We start from the raw sequence: 13,903 nt of genomic DNA, 5'->3' as shown, positions 1-13,903 counted from the left end.
GTCAGCCGCCCAGCCCGAGCAGGCGGACCGCGTTGTCCTTGAGGATCTTGGGCCGGACCTCGTCCTTCAGCGGGAGGTCGGCGAACGCTCCCAGCCATTTCTGCGGGGTGATCAGCGGGAAGTCGGTGCCAAACAGCACCTTGTCCTGAAGGTAGGAGTTGGAGGCCTTGACCAGCGACTCCGGGAAGTACTTGGGCGACCAGCCGGAGAGGTCGATGAAGACGTTGGCCTTGTGCGTGGCGATGGAGTTTGCCTCGTCCTGCCACGGCACCGACGGGTGGGCCATGATGATCTGCAGGCCCGGGAAATCGGCGGCCACGGCGTCCAGCAGCAACGGGTTGGAGTAAGCGAGCTTGATGCCATACCCGCCGGGCAGGCCCGCTCCCATGCCGTTTTGGCCGGTATGGAAGATGGCGGGCAGGCCCAGTTCCTGGAGCGTCCCCCACAGGGGGTAGAAGCGCTCGTTCGAGGGGTCGAAGCCCTGGAGGGACGGATGGAACTTGAAGCCGCGGGCACCGAGCTCCACCGCCTGGTGCTTGGCCCCGGCGATGGCGTCCTCACCCGTGCGCGGGTCGACACTGCCGAACGGAATCAGTACGTCGTTGTTCCGGGCGGCGCCGGCGATGAGTTCGGGGATGCTGTTGGGCTCATGCTTGAGCTGGGTGCGGGCGTCCACGGTGAAGACGACGGCGGCCATGTTCAGTCCGCGGTAGACCTCGGCGATGCGGTCCAGGGACGGGGTGCGGTCTTCAGCCTTGAAGTACTTGGCCGATGCTTCGGTCAATGCCTCAGGCAGCGACCCGTGCCCGCAGCTGTCCACCTCGAGGTGTACGTGCATGTCGATCGCCTCGAGTTTGGCGGGGTCGACGCCCAGTTCGTAACGGTCTGCCATGATCAGCGCGCCTGGACCGGTTCGGGCTGCAGTTCTGCAGGCAGCAGCAGGAATTCCTCGCCGTAGCCCTGCAGCGTGTCCCGGTTGAACAGCTGGCCGACGTTGTCCAGCAGGGCCTCATAGGTCCAGCCGCCGTCGCGGTATTCCGTGGTGGCCGCTTCCGGGTGGGTCCAGACCTGCAGACGGTCACCGCCGGCGCCGATGGCCTGGCCGGTGATGTTGGCTGCCTCGTCGGAGGCGAGGAAGGCAACCAGTCCGGAGACGTCGTCGGCCGTTCCAAAGCCGAGGTCATGGCGGAAGAATGACGGCATGGCCTCGCCACGCTCGTCCGCCTCCACTGCCTTCTGGAAGTACGGCACGGTCTTGGTCATGGCGGTGGCGGCCACCGGAATGACGCTGTTGACCGTCACGCCCGCCTTCTTCATTTCCAGCGCCCAGGTGCGGACCATGCCCACGATCCCGGCCTTCGCCGCAGCATAGTTGGTCTGGCCGAAGTTGCCGCGCTGGCCCGTGGGGGAACCGATGGTGATGATGCGGCCCTGCACGTTGTTTTCCTTGAAGTAGCCAAACGCCTCCCGGACGCAGGTGAAGGTGCCCTTGAGGTGCACGTTGATGACCAGGTCGAAGTCCTCGTCAGTCATCTTCAGCAGGGACTTGTCCCGCAGGATCCCGGCGTTGGTGACCAGGATGTCCAGCCGCCCGAACGCGTCGACGGCGCCGGCCACCAGGGCCTTGGCCGCGTCCGTGGTTCCCACCGGAACCACCACAGCGGTGGCCCGGCCTCCGTCGGCCTCGATCCGGGCCACAGCCTGCGCGGCGGTTTCAGCGTTGACGTCATTGATAACGACGGCGGCACCCTGGCGGGCCAGTTCCCTTGCGTAGGCGAGGCCGAGGCCCTGCCCGCTCCCGGTGACGATTGCAACTTTGCCGTTCAAGCTCATGGCCTGCTCCTTCGCATGCGCCGGCCGAAGCCGTTGGGCTGGTCCCACTGCGGTGTGAGATCCTTGTTGGATTCAATGAAATTACGGATCATTGAAAAAGTCAACGATTGTTTTTTACCAGTACCGGAGTTGTGATGGCCACCTTGGGCACAGACGTTCAGACCCCGCGCCTTGCGGCAGCCAGGATCGGCAGTGACGTGGGACTGCTGCTGGCGAAGCTGCATGCCGCAGGCTCGGTCCTGAACAACAAGGCACTGGCCGACTTCGGCCTGCGGGAGCGCTCCTTCTCGGTCCTGACACTGGCGTGCAGCGGGCTGGAGCCGACGCAGCGGGAGCTTGCCGACTTCCTCAGCCTGGACCCGAGCCAGGTGGTCACGCTGGTGGACGACCTGGAACGCCGCGGACTGGTGGAGCGGGCGCAGGGGAAGCAGGACCGGCGCGCCAAGATCATCGTCTCCACTGCCGAGGGGCGGAAGATGCACGCGAAGGCCCGCACCGCCATGGACGCGGCCGAGCTGAACCAGCTGGCCGGGCTTTCCGACGGGGAGTCGCAGGAATTGAAGCGGCTGCTGCGCAAGGCGCTGTGGGGCGCGGCGGAGTAGGCAGCTGCCTGGATTTCTGTAATTCTCATCGTCCCGCTGTGGCTACCACGACCCCGACGTTTCTTCGACGAGGTTTCGGACGACTCAGAATCCCCTGACGCCTCCCGTCAAACGCCGGGTCCCCACGGCAGAGCCGCCTAGTCACCGCCTATGCAGTACACGTCATCCGAGCGTCCGCTGAAGGATCCTCCAAAGGGCACCCAGCGCGCTTTTGGAACCAAGAAATCGGGTTGGCCAGGCCCGCCTTACCACCGGCAGTATTTTGGTGACGAAGAAGGTTGGTTTCACCGTTCTAGCTGGTCAGGCTCAAAGGAGTTGCAGAGATGGATGATCGTCAGAAGCTGGCTGTTCCCGATCTGGTTGGGCAGCCTGTGCACATTGCCCAAGAGATGGCGGCGAACATTGGGTTTGGTCTCGCGTCCGGGGACCCTGACGGGCCGGGGCTCCGTTCGCGTACGTGGCCAGGGCTGTTCTGGGTGACTTCCCAAGATCCGTCTGCCGGGTCGTTCCTTGAGCGGGGGAGCCAAATTAGGATTACTTTCGTTCAGGACGGTCAAGCCCGAAGCGACGTGCCGGAGGAGACGGGCGGGCCGACCCCCTCACTTAAGAGTCATGCGGAGGCTGAGAAGGACGAGTGAGCGATGTTCGGTGAGGGATCGTCCACCGGACTCCTGGAAATACATTGACTAACCGCAAGATCATTGCAATCTGTTCCTAGAGAGGATCAGAAGACAAGGTTCTTCTTCCCGGCAAACGGATTCATCTCAATCGGCCGACAACTCTGCATGCCATAATCGGCGGATGACTGACCTTGGGGGAACAAGAGGCTATTACGCGAGTTTCGATCGGCGAGAGTGGGAGCGGCTAGAGACGCCCCAGGGCCGCATTGAGTTTGAACTCACCACTCACTTTCTAGCGAAGACAATGCCGGAATCGGGGCGTGTACTGGATATTGGCGGGGGCCCTGGCCGCTACAGCCGCTGGCTATGCGACATGGGCTATCAAGCCACATTGGCAGACCTTTCGCCTAACCTCCTCGACATAGCGCGGGCGGAGTTCGGTGAAGATCGGATCCGGGAAATCGTTGAGGCGGATGTCCGCGATCTTTCCCGTTGGTCGGACAACACCTTTGATTCGACAATCGCTCTGGGCCCGTTCTATCACCTAACCTCTGCAGCCGACCGGCGGAAGGCTCTTGAGGAGCTCATGCGCGTCACCATGCCCGGGGGAACAATCGCCGTTGCTCTAATGTCCAAGTACGCCCTGCTACGCCGGACCCTCTCTATCCGGGATGAACGACACAGAATGGCCGAAGCGTCCTTCGTGGAAGCACTACTCAGCCGCGGCACCTACGACAATCCCATTCCTGGCCGCTTCACCGAAGGATACGGTGTGGAACCATCCAAGGCCGCAAAGTCCTTCGAGGAAGCAGGGCTGATAACAGAGATCGTCGCGTCCACCCATGGGTTCGCCACAGGGTTGGAAGACCAAATCGAAAACCTCAGAAGCGAAGACCCCGACGCCTACGTTTCGACACTCGAAGTCTTGAAGGCCACCGCAACGGACCCCAGCCTCCTCGGGACTGCGGGACATCTTCTCTATATCGGAAGAAATGCTCCTCGCTAGATCTCCGTTGTCGGAAAATCCAACTTGATGTCCATGAGCACCTCGCCGACCTTCTCACAATCGGGAAAGCGGTTGGAGGCGCCCGTTAGCCGGTCCTCCACCGACCGCCATTCAAGGCCCAATAGCCCGCGTCAAAATTCCCGGCGTTCAAGGGTTCCCAGATTCCCGTAAGACCCGCCCGCAAAACTGCCCGGTGGAGGTGCGGCGGATTCAAGTGGTCGACGCAACAACGGGCTACTTTCGGGCTCTATCGCCCTGTGGTTGAAGTCTACGAGAGTACGAAGGGAGCTGTAGAACGGCCTCCTGGATAGGCTGCGCAAAGAGGTTATCCCTTATTAGAAAGATCGCCTGTAAATTCGGTACCGGGACGTCCAAAGAACACGTCCTTCCGCAATGAAGGGGGCGTTGTCGTGGGCGCTGATGGTTTCAAGGGAAAACCAATCGTGGAGATAACTGAGCACTGGCGATCCCCCTTGGGCGCCAAGGCCGCCATCGAAGCCATTGCGAGATCATGCGCTAAGTCACGCGCGAAGGTTGAAATCGATGGCGGTGCAGTACGTATCCATGCTGGTTCTAGTTGGGTTTATAGGATCCTCGGTAACCTCCTTTCGAGTGAGAAAGTCCTTCCAGTTGCCCTGGAGATTACGGCGACAGCAATCGATGACGGGTGCAAGCTTCAGGCACGCGCTTTTGACACTTTCGGGTGGCGTTTGACGGACCGAACGTTCTTCGGCGCAGAACAGTCTTTTAGGAACCGCCTTGAAGATCTACTGAAGAATGCTGCCACTGCAGCCCACGTTGTGAACCGGAGGATAGGGGCAGACTGACGGGACGCGGGAGAGGCGTCACCAGTCGGCAGCTGGAGGCTCTTGGCGTGGGAGCCTATCCGTCCTTCGAGAATTGAAAGATTGCTGCCGGAGTGAGGTAGCCGAGGCTTTTGCGTGGCCTGCTGTTCAGCTCTACGCAGACCTGTTTGACGTGGTCCTCTGAATGGACGGAGAGATCCGTACCCTTTGGGAAGTATTGGCGCGCGAGGCCATTAAAGTTCTCATTCGCGCCGCGTTGCCAGGGGCTGGACCGCTCCGCGAAGTAGATCCGCAGTCCGGTAGCGGCCGCTAATTCCTGATGACGGGCCATTTCCACGCCTTGATCCCAGGTCAGTGTCTGCTTCAGGTGAGCCGGCAAGGCTGAGAAGGCAGCGATGATCGCTTGGTTGGTCTGCGCTGCGGTGTGTCCGTGCGGGAGGTTGATGATGATTCCGTAGTGGGTCTTTCGTTCCCGTAAGGTGACCATAGCGGATGCGGAACCAACCCCCACGATGAGGTCACCTTCCCAGTGGCCGGCCTCTTCTTTGGTCTCGACCTCGGGCGGTCTTTCACTAATCATGGTCATGTTCTTCACGACCGATCCGTGGCCGGATCCTGTCCGCCACCGGTGCTTACGGATCTTTCGCCCTGTGCGCAGCCGTGGCTTGCCAGCCGTTCTTAGCCCGCCATGGTCGCCGAACAATAGTGCCTGGTAGATTGTCTCCGGGCAGAGCCTCAGGCCAGGTTCAGCGGGAAATTCCAGCGCCAACCACCCGCAGATCTGCTCCGGGGACCAGTGGCTGGTTAGCTTTGTTTGCACCATTGCGTGCAGGCGTGGATTAGCGTGCAATTTCCGCTCCCTCGGCCGACGTCGCTGGCTGCGCGCTTCGTGATCGGCGATATGGGGCAAGTAGCGCCCACGGGGATCACGGTGCCGGTCAAGCTCCCGTTTGATGGTCGAGGCATGCCTCCCCAGATCCCTCCCAATTTGCCGTAGAGAACATCCCATGCGGAGCAGGTCCGCCATTTGAAGCCTTTCGCGCAGGCACAAGTACCTGCCCGATGGTGGTTTGAGGCTGGCCCGTGGCTGTTGCGCTCTCTGGTTCCGAAGCCTTGTCCCGATAACCCTGCTCATGCCCAACATCCTGCAGGCGGCAGCATTGGAAGCACCGGAGCTCACCAACTCCCAATATCGTGTCTCCCGTAACGCGCGTCGCTTTTGTGCTGGAGACAAAGGAGCTGCAACCCTCTCGGCGACGATTCTCGCGGTCCGGATTGCGTCCCGCTCGGCTTTCAGCAGGCGTGCTTTTTCGGCTTCCAGTTCTTTTCTCCGTTGGGCTTCCCATCTAACGGTTGTCCCCGGGGACAGTCGTAACGCATCGACAACCTCTGCCAGCGGAAGTCCACTTCGCAGAGCGATGAAACGACGGTAGACCCACCGGTACCCTGTCGTGTGCTTTACGCCTGCCGATGTTGCAGCAGCCAATACGCTCATGCCGGTGGAGTATGAGGACCAGAACGCTTCCTCAACAGCTGGGTCGACTTGGAAGTGATGGCGCCCGGAGCTTCTCAGGAAGCGTTCGTTCCATTTCTCGGCATTGCGTGAGGTGAATCCCAGTTCGACCTGGGCTGCTGCGTGGTTGAGGCCTTTGCTGCGGAATCGGAGGTACTCATCACGCAGCCACCGGTAACCGGTCTCCTTACCTATCCCGGTCACCCGTACTGATTGTCTGAAACTCTTGCCTTCCTTGATGAGAGCAAGAAACCTGACACCGGTGGGCGAATCGAACTGTTGACACATCGAAGGAACTCCCTGGTTTGGGGTGTTGCTTCGATCAACAGAACCCGGGGTGCCCTATACGCTACACACAAAGTTGCCTCGAAACCCTAGGGTTTCGAGGGACCGCACAAAGGCTGGAGCCCCGCACCACACGGCTACGAGTAAAGGCTGAAGGCCGCCGGAACCTATGAGACCCGGGCGCCAGAGCCCCGCACGCAAGTCACGGCCGCGAGCACACGAACATGACCGTCCGGATGCGCCGCTCGGCGAGGTTGGCCACCTGGTTGGCTGCCATCTGTGCGAAGCTGTCGCCAAGGAAGGTCGCGAAGGTCACCGGTGCTGGCCCTTCCCGCTGGATTTTGGCACGCATGTGCTGGAACCAGGAAAGGCTTTCGTCCGAGGAGTCGACCTCCGAGATGACGTCGAAACCTGCCGAAGGGAGGAGACGGCGCATGTCCTCCAGGGTCGCGGGAAAGCTCGTTGAGGGGTCAGCGGCCCACGGCACCGGGTAATGCACCTCCCCGCCTTCACCCTGCAGCACGTCGTAAACCACCAACCTGCCGGCCGGCCGCAGGACCCGGAAGGCCTCGGCATACAGCGCGTGCTTGTCCGGGATGTTCATCGCCACATGCACTGTCATCGCAGCATCCACAGACTCGTCCGGAAGGCCGGTGGCTGTGGCGTCCCCAACGTGGAAGCGGGTGCGGCCGGACAAGCCTGTCCACTCCGAAAGCGCCGTCGCTACCTGGCAGAACTCCGGTGTCAGGTCCACCCCTGTCACCGTGCACCCCGTCATCTCGGCGAGCGTCCGGGCGGGGCCGCCCAATCCGCTTCCGAGATCGAGCACTTGGGAATCTGCAGTAAGGCCGAGCGCTTCGATGATTTCCAGCGTCGCCCTGCGTCCACGGATATGGAATTCGTCGACAGCACCGAGGTCGGCCGGCCGCAGCGCCGAACGGTCCACGCCGGCCGCATCCAGGGCAGAACTGATGGCCGCCAAAAGCTGACCGGGGCCGGTATAAAAGGCCGAAACCTCATTCATGGCGCCATCCTCACACCGGGTGACGGCGGGGTCAACGGGAAGCCCTTGCCAGGTGGCGTGTTTAGTCCACACGCATCTGCCTGCCATCCCCGCCGGGGTGCATTCGGGAAACCGCTGTGGGGCGCGGAGCAGGAATGGAGCCCGGGGACGACAACCCTTCCGTAACGGCGTCAGCGGACGATGAAGACGGCGATCCTCACTGCGTCCTGGTACCGCTCGCCGGTACCGACGGCAACCACGTGGTTGAGCCACGACCATTCCCTGGACGCCGTGGAGAACCGGAGTGAACACCGGAAGTAGATGGCGGCCGGATCCACTGGTTCACCGCGGTTCAGCCGTGCGATATCGGCCGCTGAGCCGTGCCGGACGGCGCTGTTGTGCACGTGGATCAATGCCCCGTCCTCCGCCTCGACAACGTAGCGGGCATCAAGCTCGGTGAGTTCCGGGCTGTGCAGGGTCTGGAAATCCGCGCCGCCGGGCAGCACCGTGCCGCGGAGGGCGGGCCCCGTCATCGTTCCGCCGGTGATCGGTATGATCCTGCGGTGGCCGGTGGGGGCGGGCCCAACATCAATGGGTGTTTCCACCGTTACGTTCAGCTCCGTCAGGAACTCCAGGCGCGGCCGTAAAGGTGCGCTCACAGCAGGCCCACTGTCAGGCGGCTGGGGTGGGAGGCGCCCACATGGATGCGCTGGTTGGCGGTTACGGCAACTCCCGATTCGTAGGCCAGTTTGCCGGTGTTGAGGTTGCGGTCCCAGCGCGGGTGGCAGCTCGACGTGACCTGGACGCGCAGGCGCTCCCCCGGGGCGAGAGTCAGAGCCGTCTCCCAAAGGCTGATGGTGTACTCGTAGACCTGGCCTGGCTCGATGGGAGACGGCGGATGCCCTTCCTCGAAGAGCCCGGTACCGGCGTACGCGTCGCGCCAGGACGCCCGGACGATCCCGTCGGCAATCCCCAGGGAAACCCCGTCCGCTGACACCCTGCAAAGCCGGACCACCCAGTCCGTGTCCACGGCACTGGAAGATGCAAACAAGGTGGCGGTGACGGCACCGAAGATGGTGGTGGTTTCGGTGAAGGGCTCCGTGGTGAAGACGGCGACGTCGGTGCGCGCCTCGACGGCGTCCTGCCGCGCCGGACCCGCGGGAAAGGCGCCGGCGAGCATGGTGGCCCCGCCCGTAGTGGGCACGGGATCCAGGGGGTCGTAGGCGTACTCAACGTTTCCGTCCACACCCGCCTGGTCCAGCAGGTCCCCCTCGGCGGAAAGGAACCACGACCTCTGCCCGGCGGGAACCGGCAGTTCATCAAAGCCGCGCCAGCGGTTCTCGCCCAGGAAATACAGCAGCACCTTGGGGACCGCGGCGATGGCCGCTCCGTCCTCCTTGAGGACGGCGTCGAACCAGGCCGTGTGGAGGGACGACAGATCTCCGCGGCCATCGACGATGCCGGAGGACGCGGCTGCGCCGAAGTGGATGTCCGGGTACCCGCCCGTGAGGTTGGTGTGTGTCCAGGGGCCAAGGATGAGGCGGGGTTCAATGCCGGGGAAGGTCTTGCTGAGGACCGCCTGGCGGCGGTACTGGTCCAGCGTGTTCGGGGCGAAGATATCGAACCAGCCGCCGATGTGCAGCGTTGGCAGCGGCACCGCCGCATCGGAAGCGGCATCCCACAACCGGCAGAAATCACTCCCCGGCCCCTCCCCCGCGGACGGGGTGACCTCGTTGCGAAGGAAGGTGCCCAGCCTGGGTTCCAGGTCCCGCAGCGGGAGGACTCCGTAGCAGGAACCATCGGCAAATCCAGTGTCCAGGGCAAGCCATTCCTGGAGCTCCTTCGCGCGCCGCTCGGGATCGTCAGCATGTTCCCGCATCAGTTCATTCAGGGAAATCGAGGCGTGCCCCCAGGCCAGGCGGCTGCCCAGCTCATGGGCACCGCCCCTGTACAGCGCACCGTTGTTGGCGTTGCCGCCCGCCGAGACCCCCGGCGCCAGGGCCTTGAGCCCGGCCGGAGCGTACCGGGCGGCACGCCACTGGGTTTCCGCGAAGTAGGACCGGCCCCACATGCCCACCCTGCCGTTGGACCACGGAAGGCGCGCGGCCCACTCCACTGTTGTGGCGCCGTCGGACGCTTCATTGACCGAAGGCTCAAACCTGCCGTCCGAGCCGAACCTGCCGCGGCAGTCCTGCATCACCACCACGTACCCGGCCGCCGCAACGGTCAGCGGATTGAAGTACGCCGAGTTGACCGCCAGGTCCCGCCCGTAGGGCGTGCGCGTGAGCAGCACCGGGAAGGTTTCATCCGGCGCGTCCGGCCGGTAGACGGTGGACCGGAGGATGGTTCCGTCGGTCATGGTTGCTTCAACATCGCCGTCGACGACGACAAGGTAGCGCACGTGGGTGCCTTTCGTTTGGGTGGGGGTGCTAGGCCGCGGAGGCGGGTTGCTTGCCGAGGTCTTCGGTCCGGGTCCGGTAGGTCTCCTTGACCCACACGGCGGTCACGACGGCGGAGACGAGGCAGCAGGCGGCCGTGAAAAAGGCAACGGGCAGCCACCCGTCAGGGCCGGGCTGGACGATGGCGGCGGCAATGGCGGGAGCAAAGCCGGTGACGACGAGCCCCAGCTGGGAGGCAGTGGCAGCTCCGGTGTAGCGGATCCTGGTTTCGAACATTTCCGCGGTCATGGATGGGCCAAGCGGGTTGACCATGCCGTAGCCGACGGTCATGAAGAGGATGGCCGTGGCAAAGATCAGCGGGATGGAGCCGGCGCTGATCGACCAGAAGAACGCGAACACCGACGCCGCGCAGACGATGTTGCCGGTGATGAACACCGGTTTACGTCCGATCCGGTCGGCCAGGATGCCTGCGTACGGCTGGACGACGATGCCCAGGGCCGCGGTGACGATAGTGACGGTGAGCATGACGGCCGCGGGGACTCCGAGCTTGCCGGCGTAGGCAAGACCGAAGGCCGCGAACACCGAGGAAACGACGCTCCAGAGACCGAACAGGATCACCTTGAGGATGGTGGCCCAATGGTCGCGCAGGACCACCTTGATGGGCAGTTCCTGGGCGCCCGCAGATTCCTTGGCGGCCTCGAACACTTCCGATTCCGGGAGGCGGAGCCTGATGTACAGGCCCACCACGACAACCAGGATGCTGGCAAGGAACGGCAGGCGCCATCCCCATGCGAGCAAATCGTCCTGCGGCAGCAGCGATACCGCAAGGAACGCGAGCGACGCCAGCATGATGCCGGCCACCGCTCCCGTGTTGACCCAGCTGGCGTAGAAGGCCCTCCTGTGGGTAGGGGCGTGTTCCATGGTCATGGTCACGGCACCCACGGACTCGCCGGCGGCCGAAGCCCCCTGCAGTGCGCGCAGGAGTACCAGCAGGATCGGGGCGGCGGCGCCGATCACCGACACGGGCGGAAGGCAGCCGATCAGGAACGTGGCGACTCCCATGAGGACCAGGGTCAGGACCAGCATCTGGCGGCGGCCTATGCGGTCACCAAAGTGGCCAATCACGCCGGCGGCCAGGGGCCGCACCACGTAGCCGATGCCGATCGTGGCCATGGAAAGGACCATGCCCAGGGATGGGTCGATGCCGGGAAAGAAGATTTTGTTGAATATCAACGCCGAAGCAGAGCCGTAGATGAAGAAGTCGTAGTACTCGAGGGTGCTGCCAATGAAGCTTGCGGCAGCGGCACGGCGGGCGTTGGCGTTGCCCTTGGAAGCTGTGGCGGGGACGGAAACGGTGTCCGGTGACAACGGCGTCAGCGGACCGGGACCTGCGGTCATTGCGGATCTCCTGGAAAGTTTTGAAGCAGGGCCTGACTCGCTCCTGCGGCGGGAAAAGCTACCGGCGCGGGGGGTGGGCCGGATCACTTGGATAGATATTATGCGCTTATCGCAACGGCCGTCAAGAAAACTGCAAGGTTCAATTTGCCGTTCCCTCTCCTCCTGAGAAGATGGACCGTGACCAGCAACCTCCACGTCCACTCCGGCGACCCCGCCGCACACCGCGTTGCCGCCGAGCAGGTCAATTTCCCGCGGCCGTTGAAGGGATCCGCTTCCCAGCACCTGGTGGTGACGATGATGGCGGACTATTGGCGGGAGTACACCGGATGGCTGCCCTCACGACTGATCGTGGCCCTGGCGGGAGCACTGGGCGTCAGCGCGTCGGCCGCCTCTACGGCGCTGAGCCGCCTGGCCGGACGCGGGGTGCTGGAACAGTCGAGCGCGGGACGAACGTCCCGTTACCGCTTCACGCCGGAAGCCCAGGCCCGCCTCGACGTGGGTGTGGGCCAGGTCAGTGGTTTCGGTTCCGAGGACCGCCGGTGGGACAGAATGTGGACTGTCATGGCCTTCACCGTTCCCGAGAGTTCCAGGGAGGTGCGTGACCTGCTCCGCAGCCGGCTCAAGTGGCTTGGTTTCGCTCCGCTGTACGGCGCGGTCTGGGTTTCCGCGTGGGACACGGTGCAGGATCTGGAGGACTCCTGCCGGCATCTGGGCGTGGACAACTATGCCATCTTCCGCACGCCTGAGGAGGAACTACGCGGCCGGCCGTTGATCGAGGCCTGGGACCTGGACGAACTCCGCGGGCAGTACGCACCCTTTATCGATGCCTACCGTGGGAAGGCCCAGACACTTGACGCCCAGCGCCTGAGCGGGGAGGAGGCCTTCCGGCTGAGGACCGAGGTGATGGATGCGTGGCGCGCTTTCCCCTGGGAGGACCCGGGCTTGCCTCCGGACCTGTTGCCCCACGATTTTCCACTGTTCGAGGCGCGCCGGATTTTCGTCACCCTCTACAACTCACTGATGGAGAGGGCTGCCTCCTACGCGGAGGAGACGGTAGCCCGGCTCGCCCCCGAACTCGCCGGGGAGAGCCGGGCCTTCCGGCTCAAGGGTTAGGGCGCCCCCGCAAGCAGCGGCTTGCAGGTCGTGGCCAGCCTCACGCGTCGTGGCGGTCCTTACCAGTCGTGGCGGTCTTACCAGTCGTGGACGGTGCCGTCGACGAGGCGGTTGTAGGGCAGGTAGGCCTGCTGGTAGGGGTAGGCCGCGGCGGCTTCTTCGTTGAATTCGACGCCGATGCCCGGTTTGTCGCCCGGGTGCAGGTACCCATCCACGAACGTCATGGACTGCTCGAAGACCTCGTTGGTCTTGGCCGAGTGCTGCATGTACTCCTGGATCCCGTAGTTATGGATCGCCAACCCCACGTGCAGCTGCGCCGCGAAGCCCACCGGGGAAATATCGGTCGGACCGTGGAAACCGGACTTGATCTGGTACTGCGCCGCGAAATCCATCACCTTCTTCAACGGACTGATCCCACCGAAATGCGTGGACGCCGCCCGCACATAATCAATCAACTGCTCCTTGATCAGCGTCTGGAAGTCAAACACCGTATTGAAGATCTCCCCGATCGCCAACGGCGTGGTGGTGTGCTGCCGCACCAGGCGCAGCCCCTCCTGGTTCTCCGCCGGCGTGCAGTCCTCCAGCCAGAACAAGTCATACGGCTCCAGCGCCTTGCCCAGCTTCGCCGCCTGGATCGGCGTCATCCGGTGATGCCCGTCATGCAGCAACGGGATCTCCGGGCCGAACTCGTTCCGCACCGCCTCGAAGACCGTGGGCAGGTGCCGCAGATACGCCCGGGTATCCCAGTCCTCCTCCTGCGGGAACGCACCCCGCCCGGCCGGCTCATAGTCATACCGCTCCCCCGACGCCTGCGCCTGCGCCGCCACCCCATACACGGCCTTGATCCCCGGGATCGCCGTCTGGATCCGGATCGACTTGTACCCCAACTCCAGATGCTCCCGCACCGAATCAAACAACGACTCAATATCCGCACCCGAAGCATGCCCATACGCCCGCAACCCGTTCCGCGACGCACCACCGAGCAACTGGTACACCGGCAACCCGGCCACCTTGCCCTTGATATCCCACAACGCCATATCCACCGCAGCGATCGCCGCCATCGTCACCGGACCCCGCCGCCAATACGCACTCCGGTACAGGAACTGCCACGTATCCTCAATCCGGTGCGGATCCTTGCCAATGAGCAACTGCGCCACATGTTCCTTCAGGTAGGCGGCCACAGCCAGCTCGCGGCCGTTCAGGGTGGCATCACCAATCCCGGTCACACCATCCTCAGTCGTGATCCGGAGGGTCACGAAGTTCCGGGTGGGGCTGGTCACAAACACTTCCGCGGCAATAATCTTCACAGCTGGCTTTCGGGTAGG

General features: G+C 63.5%; 11 protein-coding genes. 3 read left to right on the top strand and 8 right to left on the bottom strand.

Going from position 1 to position 13,903, the window contains the following annotated elements; genetic code table 11:
• Nucleotide 1 precedes the first annotated feature (1 nt).
• Nucleotides 2-892: a 4-hydroxyphenyl-beta-ketoacyl-CoA hydrolase gene (locus tag LDO86_RS01735; RefSeq protein WP_018772162.1), complete on the bottom strand. Its 891-nt coding sequence runs from the start codon at nt 890-892 to the stop codon at nt 2-4.
• A gap of 2 nt (nt 893-894) precedes the next feature.
• Entirely contained in the window at nt 895-1,833 is a 939-nt protein-coding gene (locus tag LDO86_RS01730; protein WP_018772163.1) for an SDR family NAD(P)-dependent oxidoreductase, read from the bottom strand.
• A 134-nt stretch (nt 1,834-1,967) separates the two neighbouring features.
• On the opposite strand from LDO86_RS01730, the gene LDO86_RS01725 reads away from it, so the two are divergent.
• Nucleotides 1,968-2,435, top strand: a complete 468-nt coding sequence (locus LDO86_RS01725; RefSeq protein WP_018772164.1) for a MarR family winged helix-turn-helix transcriptional regulator — start codon at nt 1,968-1,970, stop codon at nt 2,433-2,435.
• A gap of 801 nt (nt 2,436-3,236) precedes the next feature.
• A complete protein-coding gene (locus LDO86_RS01715) occupies nt 3,237-4,061 on the top strand; it encodes a class I SAM-dependent methyltransferase (protein WP_018772166.1) in 825 nt (274 codons plus the stop codon).
• Between the two features lie 882 nt (nt 4,062-4,943).
• On the opposite strand, the gene LDO86_RS01710 is transcribed toward LDO86_RS01715, so the two are convergent.
• The 5 genes from LDO86_RS01710 to LDO86_RS01690 form a co-directional block, all read right to left on the bottom strand.
• On the bottom strand, nt 4,944-6,002 hold the full coding sequence (locus tag LDO86_RS01710; protein ID WP_224084501.1) for an IS30 family transposase: 1,059 nt from the start codon (nt 6,000-6,002) through the stop codon (nt 4,944-4,946).
• An 865-nt stretch (nt 6,003-6,867) separates the two neighbouring features.
• Nucleotides 6,868-7,689, bottom strand: a complete 822-nt coding sequence (locus LDO86_RS01705; protein WP_018772242.1) for a class I SAM-dependent methyltransferase — start codon at nt 7,687-7,689, stop codon at nt 6,868-6,870.
• Between the two features lie 170 nt (nt 7,690-7,859).
• Nucleotides 7,860-8,327 carry a DUF3237 domain-containing protein gene (locus tag LDO86_RS01700; RefSeq protein WP_018772241.1) on the bottom strand — a complete coding sequence of 156 codons (468 nt, stop codon included), beginning with the start codon at nt 8,325-8,327 and terminating at the stop codon, nt 7,860-7,862.
• Nucleotides 8,324-10,069, bottom strand: a complete 1,746-nt coding sequence (locus LDO86_RS01695) for a CocE/NonD family hydrolase (protein ID WP_018772240.1) — start codon at nt 10,067-10,069, stop codon at nt 8,324-8,326. Before LDO86_RS01695 ends, LDO86_RS01700 begins: the two co-directional genes overlap by 4 nt.
• A 28-nt stretch (nt 10,070-10,097) precedes the next feature.
• Nucleotides 10,098-11,465: an MFS transporter gene (locus tag LDO86_RS01690; RefSeq protein ID WP_018772239.1), complete on the bottom strand. Its 1,368-nt coding sequence runs from the start codon at nt 11,463-11,465 to the stop codon at nt 10,098-10,100.
• Nucleotides 11,466-11,642: 177 nt separating this feature from the next.
• Between LDO86_RS01690 and LDO86_RS01685 the strand changes: the two genes are divergently transcribed.
• Complete coding sequence (locus LDO86_RS01685; protein WP_018772238.1) at nt 11,643-12,578, top strand: PaaX family transcriptional regulator C-terminal domain-containing protein; 936 nt, start codon at nt 11,643-11,645, stop codon at nt 12,576-12,578.
• Between the two features lie 77 nt (nt 12,579-12,655).
• On the opposite strand, the gene manD is transcribed toward LDO86_RS01685, so the two are convergent.
• The gene (manD, locus tag LDO86_RS01680) at nt 12,656-13,885 is read right to left on the bottom strand and encodes a D-mannonate dehydratase ManD (protein WP_224084214.1); all 1,230 of its coding nucleotides are present in this window, start codon (nt 13,883-13,885) and stop codon (nt 12,656-12,658) included.
• Nucleotides 13,886-13,903 lie beyond the last annotated feature (18 nt).

The organism is Arthrobacter sp. StoSoilB19 (assembly GCF_019977275.1).
Lineage (GTDB): Bacteria > Actinomycetota > Actinomycetes > Actinomycetales > Micrococcaceae > Arthrobacter.
The sequence above is the reverse complement of the archived record's forward strand: the minus strand, read 5'-3'. Positions and strand labels throughout refer to the sequence as shown.

Bases quoted from the DNA above. Each gene is read 5' to 3' on its own strand.
- LDO86_RS01690 (WP_018772239.1), bottom strand. From the start codon at position 11,465: ATGACCGCAGGTCCCGGTCCGCTGACGCCGTTGTCACCGGACACCGTT.
- LDO86_RS01705 (WP_018772242.1), bottom strand. From the start codon at position 7,689: ATGAATGAGGTTTCGGCCTTTTATACCGGCCCCGGTCAGCTTTTGGCG.
- LDO86_RS01715 (WP_018772166.1), top strand. From the start codon at position 3,237: ATGACTGACCTTGGGGGAACAAGAGGCTATTACGCGAGTTTCGATCGG.
- LDO86_RS01725 (WP_018772164.1), top strand. From the start codon at position 1,968: ATGGCCACCTTGGGCACAGACGTTCAGACCCCGCGCCTTGCGGCAGCC.
- LDO86_RS01730 (WP_018772163.1), bottom strand. From the start codon at position 1,833: ATGAGCTTGAACGGCAAAGTTGCAATCGTCACCGGGAGCGGGCAGGGC.
- LDO86_RS01710 (WP_224084501.1), bottom strand. From the start codon at position 6,002: ATGAGCAGGGTTATCGGGACAAGGCTTCGGAACCAGAGAGCGCAACAG.
- LDO86_RS01735 (WP_018772162.1), bottom strand. From the start codon at position 892: ATGGCAGACCGTTACGAACTGGGCGTCGACCCCGCCAAACTCGAGGCG.